The organism is Exiguobacterium sp. HSB13 (assembly GCF_056764755.1).
This window is the reverse complement of record NZ_JBUZOM010000001.1, coordinates 895,723-917,343: the sequence shown is the minus strand read 5'-3', so window position 1 is coordinate 917,343 and position 21,621 is coordinate 895,723. Positions and strand designations below refer to the sequence as shown.

The 21,621-nt window shown below is 50.8% G+C and carries 26 protein-coding genes; 10 read left to right on the top strand and 16 right to left on the bottom strand.

Going from position 1 to position 21,621, the window contains the following annotated elements; translation table 11 throughout:
- Positions 1 to 54: 54 nt before the first annotated feature.
- On the bottom strand, positions 55 to 927 hold the full coding sequence (locus ACZGCQ_RS04965) for an SDR family NAD(P)-dependent oxidoreductase (RefSeq protein WP_481265672.1): 873 nt from the start codon (positions 925 to 927) through the stop codon (positions 55 to 57).
- Positions 928 to 1,087: 160 nt separating this feature from the next.
- Between ACZGCQ_RS04965 and ACZGCQ_RS04960 the strand changes: the two genes are divergently transcribed.
- Both ACZGCQ_RS04960 and ACZGCQ_RS04955 read left to right on the top strand, forming a co-directional pair.
- The gene (locus ACZGCQ_RS04960) at positions 1,088 to 2,551 is read left to right on the top strand and encodes a potassium/proton antiporter (protein WP_214728624.1); all 1,464 of its coding nucleotides are present in this window, start codon (positions 1,088 to 1,090) and stop codon (positions 2,549 to 2,551) included.
- An 84-nt stretch (positions 2,552 to 2,635) separates the two neighbouring features.
- The gene (locus ACZGCQ_RS04955; protein WP_481265671.1) at positions 2,636 to 3,043 is read left to right on the top strand and encodes a hypothetical protein; all 408 of its coding nucleotides are present in this window, start codon (positions 2,636 to 2,638) and stop codon (positions 3,041 to 3,043) included.
- A 47-nt stretch (positions 3,044 to 3,090) separates the two neighbouring features.
- On the opposite strand, the gene ACZGCQ_RS04950 is transcribed toward ACZGCQ_RS04955, so the two are convergent.
- The gene (locus ACZGCQ_RS04950; protein ID WP_481265670.1) at positions 3,091 to 4,275 is read right to left on the bottom strand and encodes a hypothetical protein; all 1,185 of its coding nucleotides are present in this window, start codon (positions 4,273 to 4,275) and stop codon (positions 3,091 to 3,093) included.
- A 21-nt stretch (positions 4,276 to 4,296) separates the two neighbouring features.
- Positions 4,297 to 4,893, bottom strand: coding sequence for a DUF1129 family protein (locus ACZGCQ_RS04945; protein WP_029341691.1), 597 nt, complete (start codon positions 4,891 to 4,893; stop codon positions 4,297 to 4,299).
- 148 nt (positions 4,894 to 5,041) lie between these two features.
- Between ACZGCQ_RS04945 and ACZGCQ_RS04940 the strand changes: the two genes are divergently transcribed.
- The gene (locus tag ACZGCQ_RS04940) at positions 5,042 to 5,188 is read left to right on the top strand and encodes a hypothetical protein (protein ID WP_023468299.1); all 147 of its coding nucleotides are present in this window, start codon (positions 5,042 to 5,044) and stop codon (positions 5,186 to 5,188) included.
- A gap of 32 nt (positions 5,189 to 5,220) precedes the next feature.
- Here ACZGCQ_RS04940 and ACZGCQ_RS04935 read toward each other — a convergent pair whose 3' ends face one another.
- From ACZGCQ_RS04935 to ACZGCQ_RS04920, 4 genes are read right to left on the bottom strand one after another with little or no spacing between them, the layout of a single operon-like run.
- Complete coding sequence (locus tag ACZGCQ_RS04935) at positions 5,221 to 6,012, bottom strand: PP2C family serine/threonine-protein phosphatase (protein ID WP_481265669.1); 792 nt, start codon at positions 6,010 to 6,012, stop codon at positions 5,221 to 5,223.
- A gap of 18 nt (positions 6,013 to 6,030) precedes the next feature.
- On the bottom strand, positions 6,031 to 6,951 hold the full coding sequence (locus tag ACZGCQ_RS04930) for an alpha/beta hydrolase (RefSeq protein ID WP_481265668.1): 921 nt from the start codon (positions 6,949 to 6,951) through the stop codon (positions 6,031 to 6,033).
- Positions 6,952 to 6,985: 34 nt separating this feature from the next.
- A complete protein-coding gene (locus tag ACZGCQ_RS04925; RefSeq protein WP_481265667.1) occupies positions 6,986 to 8,434 on the bottom strand; it encodes a PH domain-containing protein in 1,449 nt (482 codons plus the stop codon).
- Complete coding sequence (locus tag ACZGCQ_RS04920; RefSeq protein WP_035408021.1) at positions 8,431 to 8,922, bottom strand: PH domain-containing protein; 492 nt, start codon at positions 8,920 to 8,922, stop codon at positions 8,431 to 8,433. Before ACZGCQ_RS04920 ends, ACZGCQ_RS04925 begins: the two co-directional genes overlap by 4 nt.
- A gap of 126 nt (positions 8,923 to 9,048) precedes the next feature.
- Here ACZGCQ_RS04920 and ACZGCQ_RS04915 point away from each other — a divergent pair, with 126 nt between their 5' ends.
- Positions 9,049 to 9,504: a hypothetical protein gene (locus ACZGCQ_RS04915; RefSeq protein WP_411211458.1), complete on the top strand. Its 456-nt coding sequence runs from the start codon at positions 9,049 to 9,051 to the stop codon at positions 9,502 to 9,504.
- Positions 9,505 to 9,521: 17 nt separating this feature from the next.
- Here ACZGCQ_RS04915 and ACZGCQ_RS04910 read toward each other — a convergent pair whose 3' ends face one another.
- Complete coding sequence (locus ACZGCQ_RS04910) at positions 9,522 to 9,953, bottom strand: MarR family winged helix-turn-helix transcriptional regulator (protein ID WP_029341686.1); 432 nt, start codon at positions 9,951 to 9,953, stop codon at positions 9,522 to 9,524.
- Positions 9,954 to 10,062: 109 nt separating this feature from the next.
- Here ACZGCQ_RS04910 and ACZGCQ_RS04905 point away from each other — a divergent pair, with 109 nt between their 5' ends.
- Positions 10,063 to 10,485, top strand: a complete 423-nt coding sequence (locus ACZGCQ_RS04905) for an organic hydroperoxide resistance protein (RefSeq protein WP_023468292.1) — start codon at positions 10,063 to 10,065, stop codon at positions 10,483 to 10,485.
- A 132-nt stretch (positions 10,486 to 10,617) separates the two neighbouring features.
- On the opposite strand, the gene ACZGCQ_RS04900 is transcribed toward ACZGCQ_RS04905, so the two are convergent.
- The gene (locus ACZGCQ_RS04900; RefSeq protein WP_411211459.1) at positions 10,618 to 11,754 is read right to left on the bottom strand and encodes a Six-bladed beta-propeller, TolB-like protein; all 1,137 of its coding nucleotides are present in this window, start codon (positions 11,752 to 11,754) and stop codon (positions 10,618 to 10,620) included.
- A 140-nt stretch (positions 11,755 to 11,894) separates the two neighbouring features.
- Here ACZGCQ_RS04900 and ACZGCQ_RS04895 point away from each other — a divergent pair, with 140 nt between their 5' ends.
- The 4 genes from ACZGCQ_RS04895 (at position 11,895) to ACZGCQ_RS04880 (ending at position 14,375) form a co-directional block, all read left to right on the top strand.
- Positions 11,895 to 12,971, top strand: a complete 1,077-nt coding sequence (locus ACZGCQ_RS04895) for a GTP pyrophosphokinase (protein WP_231681756.1) — start codon at positions 11,895 to 11,897, stop codon at positions 12,969 to 12,971.
- 71 nt (positions 12,972 to 13,042) lie between these two features.
- Complete coding sequence (locus tag ACZGCQ_RS04890) at positions 13,043 to 13,486, top strand: MarR family winged helix-turn-helix transcriptional regulator (RefSeq protein WP_023468290.1); 444 nt, start codon at positions 13,043 to 13,045, stop codon at positions 13,484 to 13,486.
- A 72-nt stretch (positions 13,487 to 13,558) separates the two neighbouring features.
- Positions 13,559 to 14,044, top strand: coding sequence for a tetratricopeptide repeat protein (locus tag ACZGCQ_RS04885; protein WP_481265666.1), 486 nt, complete (start codon positions 13,559 to 13,561; stop codon positions 14,042 to 14,044).
- Between the two features lie 85 nt (positions 14,045 to 14,129).
- Complete coding sequence (locus ACZGCQ_RS04880) at positions 14,130 to 14,375, top strand: hypothetical protein (RefSeq protein WP_023468288.1); 246 nt, start codon at positions 14,130 to 14,132, stop codon at positions 14,373 to 14,375.
- 78 nt (positions 14,376 to 14,453) lie between these two features.
- Here ACZGCQ_RS04880 and ACZGCQ_RS04875 read toward each other — a convergent pair whose 3' ends face one another.
- Genes ACZGCQ_RS04875 through ACZGCQ_RS04855 form a run of 5 tightly spaced genes read right to left on the bottom strand, consistent with a single transcriptional unit; the run spans position 14,454 to position 18,623 of the window.
- Positions 14,454 to 15,341, bottom strand: coding sequence for a phosphotransferase family protein (locus ACZGCQ_RS04875; protein ID WP_481265665.1), 888 nt, complete (start codon positions 15,339 to 15,341; stop codon positions 14,454 to 14,456).
- A 50-nt stretch (positions 15,342 to 15,391) separates the two neighbouring features.
- Complete coding sequence (locus ACZGCQ_RS04870; protein WP_481265664.1) at positions 15,392 to 15,949, bottom strand: guanylate kinase; 558 nt, start codon at positions 15,947 to 15,949, stop codon at positions 15,392 to 15,394.
- A complete protein-coding gene (locus tag ACZGCQ_RS04865) occupies positions 15,939 to 16,409 on the bottom strand; it encodes a hypothetical protein (RefSeq protein ID WP_023468285.1) in 471 nt (156 codons plus the stop codon). The genes ACZGCQ_RS04870 and ACZGCQ_RS04865 overlap by 11 nt, the downstream gene beginning before the upstream one ends.
- 13 nt (positions 16,410 to 16,422) lie before the next feature.
- The gene (locus ACZGCQ_RS04860; protein WP_481265663.1) at positions 16,423 to 17,145 is read right to left on the bottom strand and encodes a glycerophosphodiester phosphodiesterase; all 723 of its coding nucleotides are present in this window, start codon (positions 17,143 to 17,145) and stop codon (positions 16,423 to 16,425) included.
- Positions 17,145 to 18,623: a carboxypeptidase M32 gene (locus tag ACZGCQ_RS04855; protein ID WP_481265662.1), complete on the bottom strand. Its 1,479-nt coding sequence runs from the start codon at positions 18,621 to 18,623 to the stop codon at positions 17,145 to 17,147. Before ACZGCQ_RS04855 ends, ACZGCQ_RS04860 begins: the two co-directional genes overlap by 1 nt.
- A 145-nt stretch (positions 18,624 to 18,768) precedes the next feature.
- Between ACZGCQ_RS04855 and ACZGCQ_RS04850 the strand changes: the two genes are divergently transcribed.
- A complete protein-coding gene (locus ACZGCQ_RS04850; RefSeq protein WP_023468282.1) occupies positions 18,769 to 19,398 on the top strand; it encodes a Lipopolysaccharide core heptose (II) kinase in 630 nt (209 codons plus the stop codon).
- Positions 19,399 to 19,540: 142 nt separating this feature from the next.
- On the opposite strand, the gene ACZGCQ_RS04845 is transcribed toward ACZGCQ_RS04850, so the two are convergent.
- Together ACZGCQ_RS04845 and ACZGCQ_RS04840 are read right to left on the bottom strand one after the other, a co-directional pair.
- Entirely contained in the window at positions 19,541 to 20,236 is a 696-nt protein-coding gene (locus ACZGCQ_RS04845) for a hypothetical protein (RefSeq protein ID WP_214770049.1), read from the bottom strand.
- Positions 20,237 to 20,314: 78 nt separating this feature from the next.
- Positions 20,315 to 21,607: a globin-coupled sensor protein gene (locus ACZGCQ_RS04840; protein WP_029341673.1), complete on the bottom strand. Its 1,293-nt coding sequence runs from the start codon at positions 21,605 to 21,607 to the stop codon at positions 20,315 to 20,317.
- Positions 21,608 to 21,621 lie beyond the last annotated feature (14 nt).

The following is a 21,621-nucleotide window of genomic DNA, read 5'->3' as shown; positions in this document are numbered from 1 at the left end:
GTCGTCACAACGGATAAACGACCGGCTTCCCACGAGCCGGTCGTTTTTTTGTATTTAGACGAGTTCGACCCAACGACGCGACAGATTCCGTACTTGCGCCCGGTACTCGTCGTCTTCAACGATCGGATTGCTGAGACGGGGTGCAGAGTCCGCATAGTAGCCACCGTTGTCAAGCGGCTCGTCGGTTGTTGCGAGGTAGAGTGCCGTCTTTGCACCGTATTCCGGCGTATAGAGTTTTCCGGTCCAGTATCCGACTTGGGCGACTGGTTTGAGTAACGTCTTCATCACTTTGCCGTACTTGCCGCGGTAGAACAGATCCGTGTTGACGATTCCCGGGTGAACGCTGACGAACGTGATCCGGTCGCCATGCTTCTCTGCCAGTTCACGCATATGAATCATTTGCAGGAGCTTTGATTCACGGTAAGAACGCATCGGGCTATAGTGTTCTTTTTTGACGTGGGCGATGGCTTCGAGTTCGACGTCGGTCCGAATCAAGCCGCCTTCACCAGCGAGCGACGAAATCGAGATGACGCGCGGGTCGTTTCCTTTTTCAAGTAACGGCAATAAGCGCTCGATCAAGTAGAAATGACTCAAGTAGTTGACTTGAAATTGTGATTCGAAGCCGTCCTTCGTAACATGATACGGCGGTACCATGACTCCAGCGTTTAAGATCAAGCGGTCGATGCGACCGACTAAATCAAACAGACGATCCGCGAAGCGACGAACGGAGTCCAGTTGATCGAGTTGGACAATTTCGATTTCCAGATGCGTATGCGATACACCATGTTCCCGCATTAATTGCACGAGTGCCGTTGCTTTCTTCTGCGAACGGACGGTAGCGATGACCCGATCTCCTCGCTCCAATAATTCTTGAATCGTGACCATCCCCATGCCGGAGTTGGCACCCGTGACGATACAGATGTTCATCCCTTTTCCTCCTTGTGTTCCATTTTGAACGCAAATAGTTCTGTTTCTAGTTTTCCTTTTTCTTTTCGTTTGTACACCTCGTTTTGACGTTATTTTTCGAAATTTTCAAAAAGTAACGTATACTAAAAGGAGAACATGTTATCACGAAAGAGGTGGTCGGATGGAAGAAGGGACGATTTTATTCGTCGCAGGAACGTTACTACTGATTGCGATCATCACGACGAAGTTCGCCGTCCGGTTAAATGTACCGACGTTGATCCTGTTCGTCGTCGTCGGGATCGTCGCAGGGTCAGATGTCACAGGAATCATCAACTTTGGTGATTTCGAGCAAGCCCGTCTCTTTGGGACGATGGCGCTCGTCCTGATTCTGTTTGACGGTGGCTTGCATACGAAGTGGACACACTTTCGGAAAATCCTCCCTGCCGCTCTGTCGCTTGCGACCGTCGGGGTCCTTGCGACGACGGGGATCATTGCGATCGTCGCGTATCTACTACTTGATTTTTCTTGGCCGGTCGCATTATTGATTGGTGCGCTCGTTGGCTCGACCGATGCGGCCGCTGTCTTTTCCCTGCTTAGTGGACGACCGGTCGATCCAAAAGTCAAACATACGCTCGAAGCGGAGTCCGGAACGAATGATCCGATGGCCGTCTTCCTGACGATTTTGTTCACGTCCTTTGCGTTAGCGCCGGAATCGTTCTCGATCGGTGCGGGTATTCTGTCCTTCATCTACGAGATGGGACTTGGGACGCTAGTTGGTCTCGCAATCGGGTATCTCGTCACGCAACTGCTGAACCGGATCGAGTTGCCCTCGTCCGCCCTTTATCCGACACTTCTGTTCAGTGGGGCGCTCTTCTCGTATGGTCTCGCGACGATTTTGCACGCCAGCGGATTTCTCGCCGTCTATTTGACCGGGATTTGGATCAACAATCATGACATGATCTACCGCGAGACGCTCAAACGCTTCAGTGGCAGCTTGTCGCATTTAGCAGAAATCGGCATGTTCATCATGCTCGGATTGCTCGTCTTCCCAAAACAACTGCTCGATCCCCGGACATTATTCGTCTCGGCCGTCATCGTCTTGACGTTGATCCTGCTCGCTCGCCCACTTGCCGTCGTCTTATCGCTGCTGCCGTTTCGGTATACGGTCAAAGAACAGAGTGTCATCACAGCAGCTGGTCTACGAGGAGCAGTTCCGATCATTCTCGCGACGTATCCCCTCTCCAGTGGTCTCGCGGAAGCACCGCTTCTTTTCAATATCGTCTTCTTTACGGTTATGACGTCTGCCCTTTTGCAAGGAACGGCCTTGCCGTGGATCGTCCGACGGATGGGGCTAGAAACACAGCACGACACGACGGTTGAACCGTTCTTAAAATTCATGACGGTCACTCATCCACAAGCGGAAATCATCGAGGTCAGGGTCTCGACAAACAGTGTGATTGCCGGGAAGACACTGCAGGATATCGAGATGCCGCAAGATGTACTTGTCGTCGCCATCATTCGTGAAGATGAAATTCTGACGCCGCGTGGTCAGACACGTGTCCTCGTAGACGATCAACTGTTGATTTTGACACCTAAACAAGCGGATCAGGACGTTCGACGGCTGATCGCGTCGCTCGGGTTATAGGTCGCTCTTTACACATCCTCTAGTAGGGTGTGTTTTTTGATATAGATTGGTATACTCAAAAAGGAAAATAAAGGAGGAACCTTGATGTTGAAACGATTACTTGCTGTCATCTTGACCACCACCCTCGTCTGTACCGTCCTAGCATACATATCCTATACACCGCTCCGAGATCAGGCATCGGATACGATGTATGAATCATTCGGGTCAACATTTTTGTTTTATGTCTTAGTGGCATTGCCGATCATCCTGCTGTCCGGCTTCTTACTCGACTTTATCATCGGCATGATCATCAACCGATCATCGACGACATTAGCGTATGTGCCGACAGTCCTCGGTTACGGAGTGTACGGCATCGTGATTGCGAGCCTGCTCATCGTACTGACGACGAAGGACGCATTTGATCTGCCACTTTCTTTTGCGATCGCTGGTCTGACAGCCATGATCTATTACAGCCTGTCCGTCGTCTTTAATCGACTGACACCAGCACATTAAAAACGACCAGGTACGTCTGCTCGAGCGCGGACATGCCTGGTCGTTCATTATTCTGCTTCCGTTCGTTCGATCGTGACGACACCCGGCGGACGATGCGGGAAGGTCAACGTCAGACCGGCAAAACGACAGATATCATCTTCGTTCGGCGCCCGGTGCACCCAATCAATCGTCTCTTGTCGTGCTAGCGCGTGGCGAATCCGGTTATCGGCTTGTATACGCGAGATCCCACGGCAGTCGACGTTCGTGATGTACGTCGCTTCGTCCGACTCGATTTGTTGCCAAATCCCGAGGATCAGTTGACCAATCGGACTGACGGATTGACCATCCGGTTCTTCACTACTGACGGCATCGTCGAGCATCTCGATGACAGCGTCACAGGACTCACCGGAAGCAAGCAATCGCGTCGATCCTTGTTGTAGAATCCGGTATCGCGTCACACCGTTCTCGAGCCACAGGCGCTGTGCGAATGGGTTGACCGGAACACCGTGGAAAAACGTCTGTGTCCCGCGCCAAGCAAAACCAAATGATGGGTCGTACGCCCGAATCGTCGCCATGGCGCGATCATGGAATTTAGTGATCGTCTGTCGTTCTGTTTCCAGTAAGGTTCGGATTGCATCTTCATCCTCTAACGGTACCGACTGTGGTGTCACGGTGAATAATTCTGATTCCGGTAAGCGATGTGGGGACAAAATCGTTCCGTCGAAGCGATAATCGTTCGCCGGACGTCCGGTACGCCCGACGGATAAACGCCACATCCGTTCTTCCGGCATGAAGGCATAACTTTGATGGGCGAAAGGTGGCGCGACGAACAGTCCCGGAAACGGATCGAACGTTTCGACTCGTAGGACGTTACCGTCATACCAGCACTCTTCGATCAGACGGACGAGCCGTCCGACGGGTGCATTACGGTCCGTCAGGTAACGACCGGTATTCGCGTGAAACCCGAGCAGGAACTCGCGCTCTTCTTCCTGGAAGGTCACCATCAAGAGTTGGAACAACGAGGCGATCTGTTGCTCGACGAGTTGTGAATCCTCCTCCGTCTCTGCCTCAAAGGCGATCATCTTCCAACCGGACCGCTCATACAGATGGATCGTCACCGGAAAGAACAGGAAGGCACCATGTGTCGCTTCGAGTTTGACCATATCTTGCATCGCTAGGCGTTCTGTCAGTAAGGAAAAGCCCATTCGTTCGAAATGATCTTGCAGCCGTCGTTTCCAATGTGTGAACTCCACGCAATCCTCTCCTCTCGCGAATTATGCGCCGCGTTTTCGTAACGGATTCTTTGACCAGTAGATATAGAGACCAACGAGTCCCGCGATGCCGATGATATAAGACGGCGTTCCGCTGACTTGAATCAAGACGTCCGGTGCCGGGAAGACCGTCACGAGCAGTGCCTTGTAGGTTGAAAAAAGAATGAAGCTGATGACGAATTGAATCCACACCCGCGGTTTGACTTGTTTAAGCTTCGGTGCCGTGATGACTTGTGACATCGCGTCGATCAAGAACAGAGCGATGATCGAGAAGAATAAGTAATCAATCAGGGCGAATTGGAACAATCCATCGATCCCTTCGATGAAGATGAACATCAGGATCGACGAGACATAGTTTCGCGTCCAGCGTTTTTGTGTCTCCATCCGGTGCCGCTGCGGTAATTCAGCGATCATCTGATCGAGGCGTGCTTCGACCGATAGACCGTGAATCTCTTCGAATGGACGCTGTTTCCGCTGGGCTTCATAGATATCTGCCCGCAGACGGTCTTCAATCTCCGTCCGGTCCGGTTCTGCGACATTCAGGTTCAAGCGTGGTAAAACGGTTTCTAATAGACGTGTGTTGGCTTTCGTTAATTTCAATCGATTTCCCCCTTTTTCATGTTTAAGTATACTGGGTTTTTGGGAAAAATACGTAGTGGAAGTAAAAGATTGCTTGACGAAACGATGAAGAATGTTCAGAATTATTAAAATATAGTGTCGGAATCAGACAGAAAGGACGTGCCGGACCATGCGTCAAACATTGACGAGCGCCGCCTTGATCACCTTGCTGACAAGTGCGGGCATCGCCTTCCCGTTGGCTGAAGCGAAGCCACCCGTGGACCAAGAACCAGTCGAACTCGATCAGCAACAGGAACAAACGCCTGAAACAGAATAACAACAACCCGCGCTCAAAGAGCGCGGGTTGTTTCATGTATCACTAGGTTGGGTGACGCGTTCGTCAATCGTGACGGTCCATGTAACGACCGTCGTGCTGTCACGAACGCCCTGTGCCTCGATCGTCGAGAGAAGTTCTTCGACACCACCTGACTGTAATGCTTTCTCAATCTGCATCGCTTCAGCGTACGGAGTACCCGGGCACTCAAGCAAACCATCCGTCGTCACGAACAATCGGTTGTCCCCCTGCCGCAACTCGCGGACGCCACGCGTATAACTTGGAACCGGTAACGCAAAGGTGTTCGCGCGTCCAATCCATTCATAGAACTGCCGCTCATTCAAGGCAGCTTGTCCCATCTTCATCAAATCGGGGTGAAATAGATACAAGACGACGTCACCGACCGAGAACCACCATATGAACTGTCCTTTGCGGACCGCAATCAGACACGCCGTCTCCCCTTGCAACGTCGCACACGCCGCTAAAAAGTCCGGATCTTGAAATAGATCCAGCAAGGTCGTCTCGATCCGTCGGAATGCGTCCGTAAGTGGTGCATCCAGATCAGTCCGAATGCGCGACTCGTGTTGTGACAACTGCTGTAAGACAAGTACCGCACTATCCGCTGTCTTATGAGCGTCTAAGACGACAGTCATCTCCCAATCGTCGCCGATCAAGATGGCAACTCCGTCTTCGTTTTTATACTGACCGCTTCTTGAACAGCCTCCGAATCGGCCGAGCGCCACCCGACCGATCTGGTCGATCTGCTGCGTGTCGACGAATGGTTCGTCGGACCCGACCCAGTAGTAGGATGGATGTGTCGTTTGCATGCATCAGTCTTCCCTTCTTTACATCTCGCGCAAGTATGGTTGCAAGAATAAGCGTAATCGTTTTTCGTAGTTGTCCGGGTCCATCGTATACGTCTCGTCATGACCGGCACCACGAACCGGATACAATTGTTTTAATCCCGTTTTTGCTTGATACAGTTCATACATCATCCGGACCGGAACGAGGTCGTCCTTCATTCCGTGAATGAACATTGTCGGAATCCGACTCTTCGTTGCTTGGCGCGTCACCGAGACGTCACCATAAAAGAAATCCTGCTCGCCTTTGTTCCACATGCTCGCAACCGTCAGAGACGGCAGTGCCGGGTAACGAATCTGTTCGTCCGCGAGTAGACTGAACCAGTCGTCGAGTCGGGCGTAAGCCCCTTCGACAACGATTGCCCGGACTTGTGTCGGTACGGTCTCGCCAGAAGCGAGTAAGACGGTTGCCCCGCCGACACCAAGTCCGTGATAGACGATCCGTGTATCGTCTCCGTTTTCAGCAAGCAGGCGCTTCGTCCATTCCAAGACATCCAGTCGATCGAGCCAACCGTAGTTCCGGATGCCGCCGGTTCGTTCCTGCCCCCGCCGTTCAATCAAGAGGACGTTAAAATCAGCATCATGGTAATAGCGGGCAAGCGCATAAACACCGGTTTGCGAAAATCCGATTTCGTCCGGTACGAGAAGGACGGTCTGTTTGCTATCGTCATCCGGTAGATAACGCCCGAAACGGACGATTCCGTCCTTCAACCATTGCTGTGTTTCGCTCGTTTGTTTGAACCATGTCTCGTCTTTCGTCACTTGTCCGTCCGTTTTCGTCGTTTTTAGAATCGGAGAAGCATCCGACTGACCAATCAATGTTTCTTGCATCCGGTATCCGTCATAGATGATGAACAGTAGCAGACACGTGACGAGCAACACGATGCCGATTCCCCATTTGCGCATGTGCTTCGCTTCCTTTCCGACAGTGAGTCTTTCCTTATTCGTCGTCGGTTTTCACTTCCCCTGCTAACGGGGTCGAAAGGAATGATTGTTTATACCAGCGCTGTAAGGTATCAATATCCGTTCGTTCGAAATAGAGCGCGTTAAAGGCAGTATTGCCCCGCAGTTGAATCTCAATCCGGGCAATCTCCTTTGCTTCGAGCCAGCGGGAGACGGACCAGGTCAATTCCTCGATCTTCAGTCGTGGCGTATAGACAGTCTCTTTTTGAACCCATTGTTTGCGTAACATCAAGAGATCGTGGCCGGTTCCGAACCGGGTCTTCCGGTAACCGCTGCGCACTGCGAGGTAATAGAACGGTAACCAGATAAATAGAAGCAAGATCAAAAAGCGCCAGGAAGAATCAAGGACGATGATGACGACACTGCTTAGTGCCGTAAACAACAGCGCATAACCGAGTAACGGCCAACGAACCCGGTAGCGAAAGCCGATCGGTGCGACTTCGTGCTGCGGGTGGAACTGACGAAAGCGCGGCAGATATGTCGCTAGGAACGGATCAATCTCGTTCGTCCGGATGAACGGATGGAGCAACAGTCGCTCCTTCTCTCCAGTCGCCGAGATGATGTGCAAGGACAGGCTCGCCCGTCCGATCAACCGCTGAATCCAGCTTTCCTGAATGACGAGGGCTTGAATCTTATCGGCATGAAACGCGACCTCGGTCCGGTTCAACATTCCGTACCCGATCAATAATCGGTTGTGTTGCAAGACGGCACGGTACGAACCGTATTTCAAGATATAGACGATGATCGAGCCGATATAGATGACGAGTAAGACGAGGACGCCAAGCCCCGTCAAGACGAACAGTGATAAATGCGCGAGCTCCGAGAACAGTCGATCGACATAACGTTCAATGAACTGATCGATGAATTGATAGGCGGTTCCGATCCCGACGAGCGCCAGTCCGACGCGTCCTGACAAAGCACCGGCTAATGCCAAATCACGGACCGGGATCGTATAGGCGACTTCCGCCTGTTGTTCTTCGACGACGAGTTGCCCCTCATTTTTGATCGACGACTTTAGTTCTTTCGCAAAATCAAGACGGATTCCCTTTAGTTCGACTTCCGGTGTTCCGCTCTCGGACGACGTCTCGACGGTCAACGTCGCAAGACGCAGCAGTCGTTCGATGACATTTTGCTGGATGCCGATCGACTCGATTCGTTTACGTTGCGTCGTCCGTTCACTTTTTTGGAAAATCCCTTTGCGGACCCGGATCGTCTCGGCATCAATCGTGAACGTATAGAAATACCAGGAGGCGATCCCGTATAAGAGGACGAACACAATCCCGACACTGATCCCGATCCACGTATAGGTGTTGATCTCGCCTTTGCGGATCGCATTTAAAATCAAGGCGGCGAACGGAATCAGAAGCGAGCGGATGATCGAGATACTCGACATCACGATGAACAGCGGGTGGACGCGCCGGGTCATAACGATTCCTCCTCCCGCTCCTCGAGTTTCGCGAAGCGTTCGACTTGTGTGCGTAGCGCGTCTCCTTGCGCACGATCGAGTCGTGACAACGTGACGAAGCCGGATGCCGTTCGAATATCCAGTGTGATCAAATCATAGCGACGCAGGATTGGTCCCGTTTGGCTATCGATCAATTGCACCTTGACGAGCGGCACGGTGACTTCGCGGCGGAAAAAGATCCCGTTGCGGACGACGAGAAATTCCTCATCGATGCGATAACGCATATATTTCAAGCGAAGAACGGGTATGTAGACGATACGGGGAATGAAATAGATCAGCCAAAGCAGACCGACGATGCCCATCCACCAGGGTGTCAGGTCGAGCCACATGACTTGGGTGATCGTCGTTCCGATCAAAATGACGGCGATCAAGCCGTGTAACGGCAACAATCCGAGCCGTTCTGCTCGAATCGATCGTTCTGGCAATGTATGCCATTGTACAGTAGACATCAAAAAACACTTCCTTTCGTTTCCATTTACGGTTAAAAACGTCGCTTGGTTTCAGACAGCGGTTGACATTTTGTTTGATTTCATCGCATATATAGAAGTGAAGAACTGTAACACCAAGGAGGAACCATGTTAACTTTTGAAGAAAAACTACGAATTATCGAGACCTTCCCACAGCTCGTCCGCAAAGATGTCTCGCTGAAGCGCGTCAATTTCCAATTCCCGGACAGTCAGTATGAGAAGAAGAATCTCGTCTATCATTTGCATCCGAACGGAAACGGCTTCGTCTATGCCGCTGGTCTACCAGGTTATGAAACGGACGAAAAAGGATTCGTCAACATCCGTGAATTTTCAGAGCCTGCTTTAATGCTCTTATTAGAAGATGCAATCAAAGCACTCTCGACGGTCCAATCGGTCGAAACACTCGAAGAAACATGGGTCAACGATAATCAGTTCGAATTGACGTTGCTTAATGAAGACATTGACACGTGGCTCGTCTACGCTGGTGATCTTTTAGACGGTGCATTCAACTCGTATAAGGAAGCAGCAAACTATCTTGAAGAAGAAGGCTTCCGCCGTAAATAAGACAATGAGCGATCCGGTTAATCCGGGTCGCTCATTTTCATGACGAGACGATTCAGTGCCGCTTTAACGACGCGTAAGTCTTCTTCGTCGACGTCGAGTGTCCGGACGAGATCAAGCGGAACGGTCTCTGCTTGTTTCCGTAATGCACGACCGGCATCCGTCAAAAAGATCTGGATGTGCCGTTCGTCTTCCGGCTTACGAACGCGTCGCAACAGATCTGCCGCTTCGAGTTTCTTCAGTAACGGCGTCAACGTTCCCGAATCAAGATGGAGCCGTTCACCGATGGCTTTCAGCGATTGTCCCTCCTCCTCCCAGACGACGAGCATGACGAGATATTGCGGATACGTCAGACCAAGTGGTTCAAGTAACGGACGATAACGACGCGTGATCTCACGCGAAATCGCATAAAACGGAAAACAGAGTTGTTCATCTAAAGCTAATGGGTTCATAAAAAAATTCCTCCTATCGTGAGCAAACGAGTTGCATTTCGATTTAAATTGTATACAATCTAATTGTAAGCTACTTATTTGAATCCAACAACGAAAGGGAGTTACACACATGAAACCAATGTTCACATCATCTGCAACAGCTGTCGGAGGTCGCGACGGACGCGTCGTATCGGAGGACGGAATCCTTGACGTCGCTCTCGCAATGCCGGTACCAGGATCGAAAAAACAAGCAACGAACCCAGAACAACTCTTTGCTGCAGGATATTCTGCTTGCTTCGACTCTGCTTTAAACATGGTCGCACGTAAACAAGGCATCAAACATGATGGCAGTGAAGTCACAGCACATGTGACATTAAACGAAGCAGCTGACGGATTCATGCTTTCTGTCGAACTCGATGTTCTCGTCCGCGGGATCTCGGAAGAAGCGGCAGCTGAACTCGCGAAAGTCGCACATACGGTCTGCCCTTATTCGCGTGCAACTGCTGGAAACATCCAAGTCGACGTCTACACACGTACGACTGACGCAGAATAAGTGTAGCATTTCTAGCCAGTCTGGGGTTTACTCTCGACTGGTTTTTATTTTTTGTATTAATTTCGGTAGTTGAAATAATTTTATTTGAGATGATAAACGGTTGCTCTCACGAAAAGAACAACCGCTCTTTTTTTATAGTTGATGGACCGATAAGATAACGAGTTCCCCGGATACGGTGACATAATAGGCATCCTCGAACCGATAGCGTTCATTGTGTTCTGCGTCATAGACGGTGACCATTGGTTCCGCGTCGTCTCCGATCGCTTCGTGTAGATAAAAGCGTCCCCGTAAGACACGTTCGAACGGTTCCTTATCGAGGAATCGGGCACCGTTGCGTAAGTTGATCACTTCATGATGGTGCTCGGACCGGTCATTGACGATGAAGATCGTCGACTCAACGTCATCGTACGTGAAGTCGAGCGGTTCATAGTCACTCCACTGAATCCGGGCAACCTCTTCGACACTCGCTTCCGTATCAATCCGGTAAAAGATTTCTTCGTTCAAACGATCGGTATAGGCACTGAAGATCAGATGCCCTTCTTGTTCTCCGAGATACTGGACGGTATCCCCTTCCCCTTCTAACTTCAACAAGGTTGCGAACGATAAGTGCTCAACACCACGTTCGATTTCCTCAATCAAGGTCGGCAGTGGGGCAATCAACAGACTTTCCGAGTGGTCGATCGGATCTTCTGGTGAGATGACACCACTTTCAAGGGCATCATAGAACGAGAACTCATCGAGCCGAGCATTACAGACGATGTACTCCTTGTCTTCGAGCGTGACGAGAAAGAAATAGAGTTCCCGGTAATTCTCCGTCATCCCGTAGAGCCGTGGATCGCGAATCGTCTGCCGCGATTCAACCTTGACGTCATACAAAAACGCGGACGTCGTATCCGTCGTCTGTAAAAATACGAGATAGTTCTCGTTGAGCACCCAGTAGAGCGTCAAATCCCCTTCGACATAAAACGACGCAATCTGCTCCCGTTTACCGGACAAGAGATCGATGACGAGCACTTCCGTCTCCCCGCCCTGTTCTTGCGTATGTTCATTCAAACAATAGACTCTTCCGTGCCGCACGAACGGTCGGGTTGGTCCGTGATCCGTCAAGGCTTCTGGCGTTAGATCGACCTGTTCCTGATCTTCAAGATCATACCGGCTGATGTGGTAACGGGCGTCATCAAGACGACGTCGAAAATAGATCGACGATGGTGTGACATGCAAGACATCCATATGATCGGCGGGTAAAGCACGGGCATCCACTATTTCCATGATTAATCTCCTCCCGGACACGTACTACTTGTCTTTTTCCCACGAATCGTACTGCTTCAAACAGGGTCTTGCTGTGCGTTTAACGAAGCAGAGTGCTACAATATGGCTAGATGACTACAGGATGAGGAAGGTGCGAAACGGTGCAATCACAAGATTTAAATACGATGATGCTCGAATATGTCAACGATAAGGAAGAATATGATGCCTACGCCGACAAGTTGAAGATGCTCTTGTCCGAGTTGCTCGACGCGGCAGGCATCAAATACCACTCGATCGTCGCTCGGACGAAGGACTCCGAGAGTCTGTATCAAAAAGTCTTACGGCAGCCGAATAAATACCGTTCACTCAAGGACGTCCATGACTTGACCGGGATCCGGATCGTCACTTATTTCCATGACGACGTCCGGGAAGCGGCACGCATCATCGAGAATGAGTTCGCGATCGATCGCGATCAATCGGTCGATAAGTCGACGTTGCTCGATACGACGGAATTCGGTTATCTTTCGGTCCACTTCGTCGCTTCACTGAGCGATCAGCGGCTTGCTCTGAGCGAGTATGGACGTTTTAAGGACTACACGGCAGAGATCCAAATCCGCTCGATCCTGCAACACGCGTGGGCGGAGATCGAACATGATCTTGGATATAAAAACCCGAACAGTGTCCCAGCAGAAGTCCGGCGCAGCTTCAGTCGGGTCGCAGGATTACTCGAGATCGCCGATCAGGAGTTCGTCAACATCAAGAAACAGTTGAAACAATTTGAAGACGAGACCGTCCAACAAATCTTGTCTGACCCGCATCAAGTCCGAATCACGGCAGATAACTTGAACTACTTCATCGATCATTCCCCGGTCATCAACGAGCTCGATAAACGACTCGTTACATCGCAGATGATGCTCGATTCCGATCAACAGTTGATCAACGAACTGATCCGGATGTTCCATTATGTCGATATCCGGACGTACGGAGAGTTGATTGAAGCCGTGACGACGCACAGTCCGCTCGCCTTACGCTGTGCGAAGGTCATGCCGAATCCGTTCCTGCCTCGTCAAGGAATCGGCATCGCCTATATCTGCATGGCGCTGACGATCGCTGGCGAAGATACACACCGGATCGACTACTTCTTCCGCCGCTTCTACCCGGAACTTCGCAACGTCGAAGAGATCGTCGCTCAAGTCGCTCGCGTCGTCGAAACAGATGATTCAAGAGAAAAATATTGATTAAACTAAAATTTTTCACTATACTAAATCACGAGTGAAAGAAACTACGGTATAGAAAGAGTGAACGATACATGGCAACTACACTAGAAGTAGCACAACGCGATCAGTTGATCGTTGATACAGAAAAAGGATTACGGATGAACTACCGCGCGATCAAGAAGGACGTGCGTAGCATGTTCACGACGTACTTGACACGCAATGAGTTCTTCATCTTGAAGTCCCTTTGTGCGAACAGTCCACAAATCGCCTCTGCCCTCTCGCAAGAGTTCCAATTCTCAGCGAGCATGATCACGGCATTAGCAGATGAATTGACGAAAAAAGAGTTGATCTCGCGTGAGCGAAGCGAACTCGATCGTCGCGTCGTCGAACTCCGTGCCACTCCGAAAGGCATCGAGCTCTACGAAAAACTCGAGTCGATGAAGATGGATTACCTCGCAGACGTCTTCGAGGACTTCTCGGATCAGGAACTCGAACTGTTCCGGACGCTCTTGACTAAGCTTGAAAAAACAATCTAAGCTGTTCAATCGAACGGATCCGGTCAGGACGACCGGGTCCGTTTTTTAATTTATTCAGGAGGAGGAAACACGATGTTTGATTTCGAATCGGTGCAACAGTTGCGACAGACAGGGCAATATGAAGCAGCGAAGGCTGTCGTTCGACAGTATGTCGAGACGGCACCTAACGACCCGACCGTTCTCTATCAGATGGCGTGGTGTCATGATAGTCTCGGTGAGGAGCAGGCTGCTGTTCCCTATTACGAACAAGCCCTAGACCTCGGTCTTACAGGCAAGGACCGCTTACAGGCATATATCGGACTCGGTAGTACGTATCGTGTCATCGGTCAGTTCGAGGCAGCGTCAGACGTGTTCCATCGTGCGCTCCGTGAGTTCCCGGACGCCCATGCCCTGCAAGCCTTCCTCGCAATGACGGAGTACAATCTCGGTCAAGCCGATCAGGCAGTCGGTCGGTTGCTAAAGAGTCTTGCTACGACGTCGTCGGACGCCTCGATCCAGACTTTTGACCGAGCAATCCGTTATTATGCCGATCATTTGGACGAGATCGTCAAAGAATGAACGGCAACGGTTGACGAGTGCTCGTTTTGCACAGCATAATGTAACAGCCAAGCGGACTCGCTTTTGGCAGGAAAGGAAGTTAAGAATGTCATCAAAAAAAGTATGGACAGTAGAAGGTTACGAAGAACAAGGGCAAGAAAAACACGGCAAGGCAAGCAAGTCAGAGACATATACGAATGAAGCCGATGCTAAGAAAGCTGCTAAAAAGATGGCGGATCAGAATGATCATCTCGACGTCTACGTCATTTATACGAGTACGGTAAACGGTAAAACAGAAGAACGATTCTTCAATTCGAACGGCAAGTATAGTGAAGAAGGCTTCGAGTGGTAATCTCTATTTTCATCTTAAGATTCACCGATAAAAACAACGGGTTCGTCTCTTCTTAAAAAGAAACGAACCCGTTGTTTTTTAATCATGAATTTGCCCTTCATACCAAAGCGGGATGTCCCGCTGAAAGCCAGCATGATCCTGAATGATTCGCTGAACGCGTCGTTGCATTGCTTGCATTCCGTCTGCATCGAACCGCTTCGACCAGACGAGTGCTGAAAAGACGACCATCGCCATGTAAAGACTATACATTCGCCAAAAGTCGGACGGTACTTCGTTCTCGAAATACCCTTCAATCATGTGCCGGGCAAATAGCGGACTCGTCTCGACCTGAAACAGACCACATTTGACGAAGTCATGCCACGGATCGCCATAATCATGGTTCCCGTAATCAAGGAAGGCGGAAAGATGCCCATCCTCGACAAGGAGATTATCGAGATGAACGTCATCATGTTGCAACCGGTTCGGACGTGTCTGAAGTAACGGAATCCGCTCGCTAATGAATCGATCAAGACGCTTGATCCACGTTGGCTCAAGCAACCCGTCAATCGCCGCGCGATAGCGGTCATGTTTCGCCTGGCAACGTTCGCTCCAAGACGTCATTTCGCTCGGTGCGGTGACGTCATGAATGCGTCTCAACGCTTGCCCTGTCTCCTGACCAAGCTGAGGCGCTAATTCCGGTGACTCCTCGAGCACGCTTCGAACGGTTTTTCCGGGTAGGTACGGATAGATGCCGTAAGCGGTCGTTGCGGTCCGTCCGGTCGCTAGCGGTAAGGCATGAGACAATCCCGCTTGTTTTGGAATCGCTAAAGTGGCTTCTCGTTCAAATTGACGACTAGACGGATCCGTCACGACCTTGACGATGTAGTGCGCTGTTGCCGTCTTGACGGACCAGACGGCTTGGCGCGATCGACCAGATAACTGTCTTTTGCTCTCAACGTGCGTGAGCAAGGGATGCAAAGGTAGCATGAAGACTCCTTTCTGACATCAAAAAGAGGACGCATCTTGCGTCCTCTTCGTCATGCCTGTGGAATGTAGCCAGCAATGATCTCAAGCAGATCGGCATACGCTGTCTCAAAATCGATGTTTTCAATCATATAATCATAATGATCGCGGTCTTTCCACGCTTCCTCGTAATCGACGAGTCGCGCTTCAAGCTCCGGTGTATCCCCGCGCATCAACAGTCGTTCCTTCATCAAGTCGGGTGGAACCGAGACGAAAATCGTGATCACTTGGTCGCCAAACAAACGCTTGAAGTTCGCCGCCCCTTTCGGATCAATGTCCTTGATGACGATTTGATCCTGTTCGAGGACATCGACATACGCTTGACGCGGTGTCCCGTACCACGCCCGGTGGACGTGGGCGTATTCGATGAAGCCGTCGTCTTGGATCAATTGTTGGAACGTCTTGACGTCGACGAAATGATAGCTTGCTCCATCAATCTCCGTCGGTCGTTTCGGTCGGGTCGTGACCGACGGGATGAACCGGACGTGCGCGTATTCCGTCCGCAGACGTTTGATCAGGGAGGACTTTCCGCTGCCCGATCCACCAATCAAGAGAATGATTTTACCTGACATCGTTTTCCCCCTGTTGTTGTGTCGTGAAGTAACCTGTAAAGCGAAGAGCGAACTGTTCGAGTTCACTATCGACGACCGTTCCGTAAATCGGTCGGATGACGATTAAATAGCGTTCGTACGAGATGATCCGGGATGTTTCGTTTCGTGTCATCTGGACTTGTTCTTCCGGATAACTCTCGACGTAATACCAATCGACCGCAATTCGTTCATCGGATGGGGTCTCATAAATCCAGGTCACCGTCGTTCCATCCGCAGGAAGGGTGCTTTTCAAGGTGAAGCGCTGAATCTGCTTCAGTTCCCGTTTCGCTGACGCAAGTCCTGCCTGATAATCGGCAGGGCGCATCGGTGTCGTCGTCACTTGCTTCGGTTTTGGTTCCGGCAAGCGGGCAAAGCCAAGCTGAAGTCCGACGAATAAAGCGACGAGCGACAAACTGATGACGAATACGTATTCCTTGCGCATCCCTTCCTCCTCCTCATCCTTCGAGTGTATCGCGCATCCCTTTTGGATCATTAACGATGACGGCGTCGACGCCGATCCGCTGCATCTGCCGGACATCCTCGACCGTCTTCGGAGTGTAAACCCGGACCGTGACGTCTTGCGCGTGAGCGAACGCGACGTCCGCTTCCGTTACCCGTCGATAATCGGGATGGATACCGGTCGCACCAATTCGGAGGGCTTGTTCTTCCGGATGATAGATCGGATACGGATAGAGAATCGCCGTCTCAACGCTTGGGTCGATCTTCCGGATCAAGGCAACCGAATAATGGTTGAACGAACTGAATAACAATCGGTCGGTCGCGATGCCGTGTGCAGCGCAACGTTCCAGGACATACGCCTCAATCCCGTCATAGCGAATCGTATCCGTCTTCAGCTCGATGTTGAGCCGGAGCGTCGCTGGTGCGAGGATTGCAAGGACTTCGTCAAGCGTCGGAATCTTCGTCTTGATCGGTCCTCCTTTGAATCGTGCTCCAGCATCCAGCGCCTGCAATTCGGCTACCGTCATGTCGATGACGCGCCCCTTCCCGTTCGTCGTCCGGTTGACGGTCTCATCGTGAATGATGACACCGACGCCGTCCTTAGAGAAATGGACATCGAATTCGACCCCATCGACGTCGTCTTCGATCGCAGCAGCGATGGCTTCAAGCGTGTTCTCCGGAAAACGGTCACTGACGCCGCGGTGTGCGAACCACAACATCAGAGTGCCTCGACGACACGCGTGTATTTCTTCGTCAAGTAGTTGACGAGTGGTGCGACCGAGATCGATTGACCCGTTGCTGCTTCAATCAGTTCAGCTGGTGTCTTCGATTTCCCGTGACGGTGGATGTTTTCTTTCAGCCAGCCTTTGATCGGGGCAAGTGTACCCGCTGCGATCAGACCATCGACGTTGTCGACGTCACGACGAAGTGCTTCGTTTAGCTGTGCCGCATAGACGAGACCGAGCGCGTAACTTGGGAAGTAACCAAACGAGCCACCTGACCAATGGACGTCTTGTAAGACCCCTTTTGCGTCGCTCGGCACATCGACACCGAGATACTCTTTATAGAGACGGTTCCATTCCTGCGGGAGATCCTTGACTTCGAGTTCTTTCGTCATCAGGCGTTTTTCCAGTTCATAGCGGATGATGATATGCAGGGCATACGTTAATTCATCGGCTTCAATCCGAATCAGTGACGGCTTGACTTCATTGACCGCAGCATAGAAGCGTTCGAACGGAACGTCAGCCAGCGACGGGATTGCTTGTTGTAATCCGTGATAACGGGCTTCTAAGAACCCTTGGTTACGCCCGATGAAGTTCTCAAAGAACAGTGATTGTGATTCGTGAATCCCCATCGAAGCACCATCACCGAGACCGAGTGAATCGAGCTCTGGTTCGATTCCTTGCTCATACGTCGCGTGTCCGGCTTCATGCATCGTGCCGAAGACCGAGTTTCGGTAGTCATTCTCATCATATTTCGTCGTGATCCGGGCATCCTTGCGGTTGATCGTCGTCTGGAACGGATGGACCGTCTCATCCAAGCGACCGGACGTGAAGTCATAGCCGATATCGCGGAGCCACTCTTGGTTCAAGGCGATCTGTGTCTCGCGATCAGCTGACCAATCGAGCGTCGGGAAGTCTTTTCCTTCGAGCTGACCGAGCAAACCGATGATTGCTTGGCGGAGTTCTGCGAACAATGGATCAAGTGTTGCGACCGTCATCCCCGGCTCGTAGTCATGGAGCAGTGCGTCATATGGATGTGCATCATAGCCCCAGTATTCGACGAACTGGCGCTCCATCGCGACGATTTTTTCAAGGTATGGTTCAAACATCGACCAATCGTTCGCGTCCTTCGCCTTTTCCCAGACGCTCTCTGCTTCAGAAATCAACGTGATGAATGTTTGGTACTCGGCTTCTGGAATCTTCGAGTCGCGATCGAATGCTTCTTTTGCTTTCGCGAATGAGATCGCTTCGATGCCCGTCAGCGTCTCTTGCTCCATCGCGGCCAGTAATTGTTGGTACGCAGTACCAGTCCGGCGGCGGAAGCTCTCCGTCGAGAGGAATCCGATCGACGCGGAACGGTTTGCTGCGCCTTGATCCGGCATGTATGTCCGCATATCCCAGTAGAGTAATGCGACGGCTTCTTCGTATGCGCGAAGACCATCGAAATGGTCGCGCCATTGTTGTGTCGTTGACATGATTAAAAACCCCCTTAAAGTATGTAACAGTGTAGCATTTTTAGCATATCACATAATGTTCAAAACTTTCACACACAAGCGATTTTTGAAACTTTTCCTGTCAGATGAGCGTATAATGGGTATAAGAAATGAAGGAGGAAAGGAAGTGACACCATTGAAAACTGACGCTGAGTTAGCGCAATTGATCCAATTGAAAGAAACAGGCTTCGTTTGTACGATCGAGCATCTTCCGAGTGAACTTGACTTAATCGGGACAGGACGAAGTGCGTTCGTCTTTCGCATCCGCGGCACGGATCGCGTCATCAAGAAATTTTACCCGTCGTTTCGAACGCTGGCCGATCTCGAAGGAAGCATCTACGCACAGTTGACTGACTTTCCGACGTACGCACAAGTCTACGAATATGGTGCAGACTATATCGTGCTTGAATACATTGAAGGTCAAACGTTATTCGAATGTCTCGTCAGCGGGACGTTCATCCCGGAATCCGTCTTAACGACTGTCGATACAGCTTTAGCACAAGCGCGGTCCGTCGGTCTGAACCCGTCAGACATTCATTTACGGAACATCCTCTTGACGGCGAACGGAACACGGATCATCGACGTCGCACGGTTCCGTCAAACGGAACCATGTACACAATGGGATGATTTAAAGAAGGCGTATCATTATGTGTATGCAAAACCGTTCTTCCCGAAAAAGTTGAGCGAGACATTTCTCAATACGATTGCCGACGTCTATAAGGGGCGATTGTTCGAATCGATCCGAAAGACCGGTTAACGAAAAGGCGCGCTGATTCTCTTCTGTAGAGATCCAGCGCGCCTTTTTTGTATGTATTCATATAATCATTAGGGGAACGACCTATCTTATTACTTCTTGTGCTTTAAATTTTTAAATCAACATTACGGTCAGTGAAATAAAATCACTTCGAATAAACAAGTCGAAAGACGATCATACTAGCGACGGCTAAGAGACGTTCGTTCGTGTCACAGTTAAAGACGAGTCGCGCCCCGTGTCGTGACCCCGTCGCGATACAATCCCCGTTTTGATAGACGCCGATTTTTCGCGTAAGCGTCGAGGACCGAATCTGATACTCCTGACCGGCATACGAGACGAGTAAGACTTCTTGCAGCTGCAGTTGCTGACGCAGTGCCGCATCGTTACGAATCGTTCCGACATCGCGTCCGTCTTTGCGAATCACGAAATGTGTCGTATTGCGGAGCCACTCCGTTCTCGTCTCTTTAATTTGTAATTGTTCCCCGTCTCCTTCGAACGTCACGTCGAGAAAAAATGATTCGAACTTTTCGAAGCGCGCAAGGATTGCCTGCCACCACGTGGCGTATCGACGTGAGAACGTCAGCCATCGTTCATGCGCGAGAAAGACCGTATTCGTCTTTCGGCTCGCCCGATCTGCCAAGCGAACGGATATCCCCTCTTCTACTCCCCGATAACGTAAATCGCGCCGGATTTGCCACCATTCGACTCCACCGATCACGAAAGCGACGCCCGTTAAACCGAGTAATCCGTACAACTCACGTGGAGCGAGTTCCCCTGTCATCAAATAATGTCCAATCAATGCTAAAAAACATAAAACAATCAGTAGTAGACTCTGAACCATAAACCATTCACACCTCCACTTTCATTTTTCCATAAAACGACAAAAAAATCCTCCTTTCTTTTAGAAAGGAGGATCATATTAGAGAGTCGCTGCGACTTCTTGTAAGTCATCCGCTGTCTCAGCAATCGCTTCTGCGATTTTCCGCATGCCTTCGATCGTTCCAGCGACATCCTTCGTATCCGTCGATAGTTCGTGAATTTGCCGCGAGACCGCATCTGTCTGTTCCGAAATCCGTGAGAAGGCACGGACGACTTGTTGCATCTCTGTCGTCGTCCGAACGACCGCTGTCTCGGTTGTTCCCATTCGTTCGGAAACGACGAGCATCTTTTGCGTGATTTCTTGGGCGATCCGCGACGTCTCCGCTGCCGACTGTTTACTCTCTTCTGCGAGTTTCCGAATTTCTTGCGCGACGACAGTAAACCCGCGCCCCATCTCCCCGGCACGCGCCGCTTCGATGGAGGCGTTCAAGCTGAGTAGGTTCGTCTGATCGGAAATCGTCGTCACCATCCCAGCGATCCGCTCGATTTCCTGCGACAGACGAGACAGTTCAGCGACTTGTTCAGTCGTCCGTGATAAATCTGCAACGACATGTTCAAAGCGACGTGTCTCCTCTTCGACGAGGACGACACCTGCTTCTGCTTCACTGACCGCTTCCGTCAACTGGATCGAAATTGCGTCTGTCGTCGTCGAGACGTGTTTGGCGTGCCGTTCAATCTCCTGGAAGTTCGCTGACGACTCTTCACTCATCGCAGCAAGTTCTTCCGTGGATTTTTGAACGCCATCTCCGACGTGCCGTTTGGCTGTCGCGATCGCTTGGCGCTCCTCATCGATTTGATCCTCATACATCGTCATGACGATTTGTTGCTCGAGGTTGAAGAGTTTCCCCGCTGCCCGCATGATCCGGACACGTTCTACTTCCGGCCAATCACTGCCGTCAATTTGTTCACTGAGGACGTTCCAGACTTTTTGGAAGGCGGCGATATACCATTTATTATGCAGCCCGATTTGAACATGCCGTTCAGCGATCCGGCGCCGGGCTTCGATGTAGTCCATCGTCACCTGACCATCGAACATTTGTAGGATGTGCCGAGCGAGAGTGCCTTTCAATCGTTCGAGCGTCGAATGCTGTTCAATCAAATGCCGGAGTGACGGAACACGAACCAGCTCCTCGTAGAACGCGTCGACCATGCTCGGCATCCAACGGGATACATCTTCGCGGATGACCCGGACAATTTGTAAATCGACTGCTTCTAGACCGATTAAACGTAATTGTTCATGTAAGGATGTCGGAACATTCAACACGACATGAGCGCGTTCGCCTTCGATGCGCGCATCGAAGGACGGTGATGCTGATTTCGCGAACCATTTCATATGCTTCTCTCCCT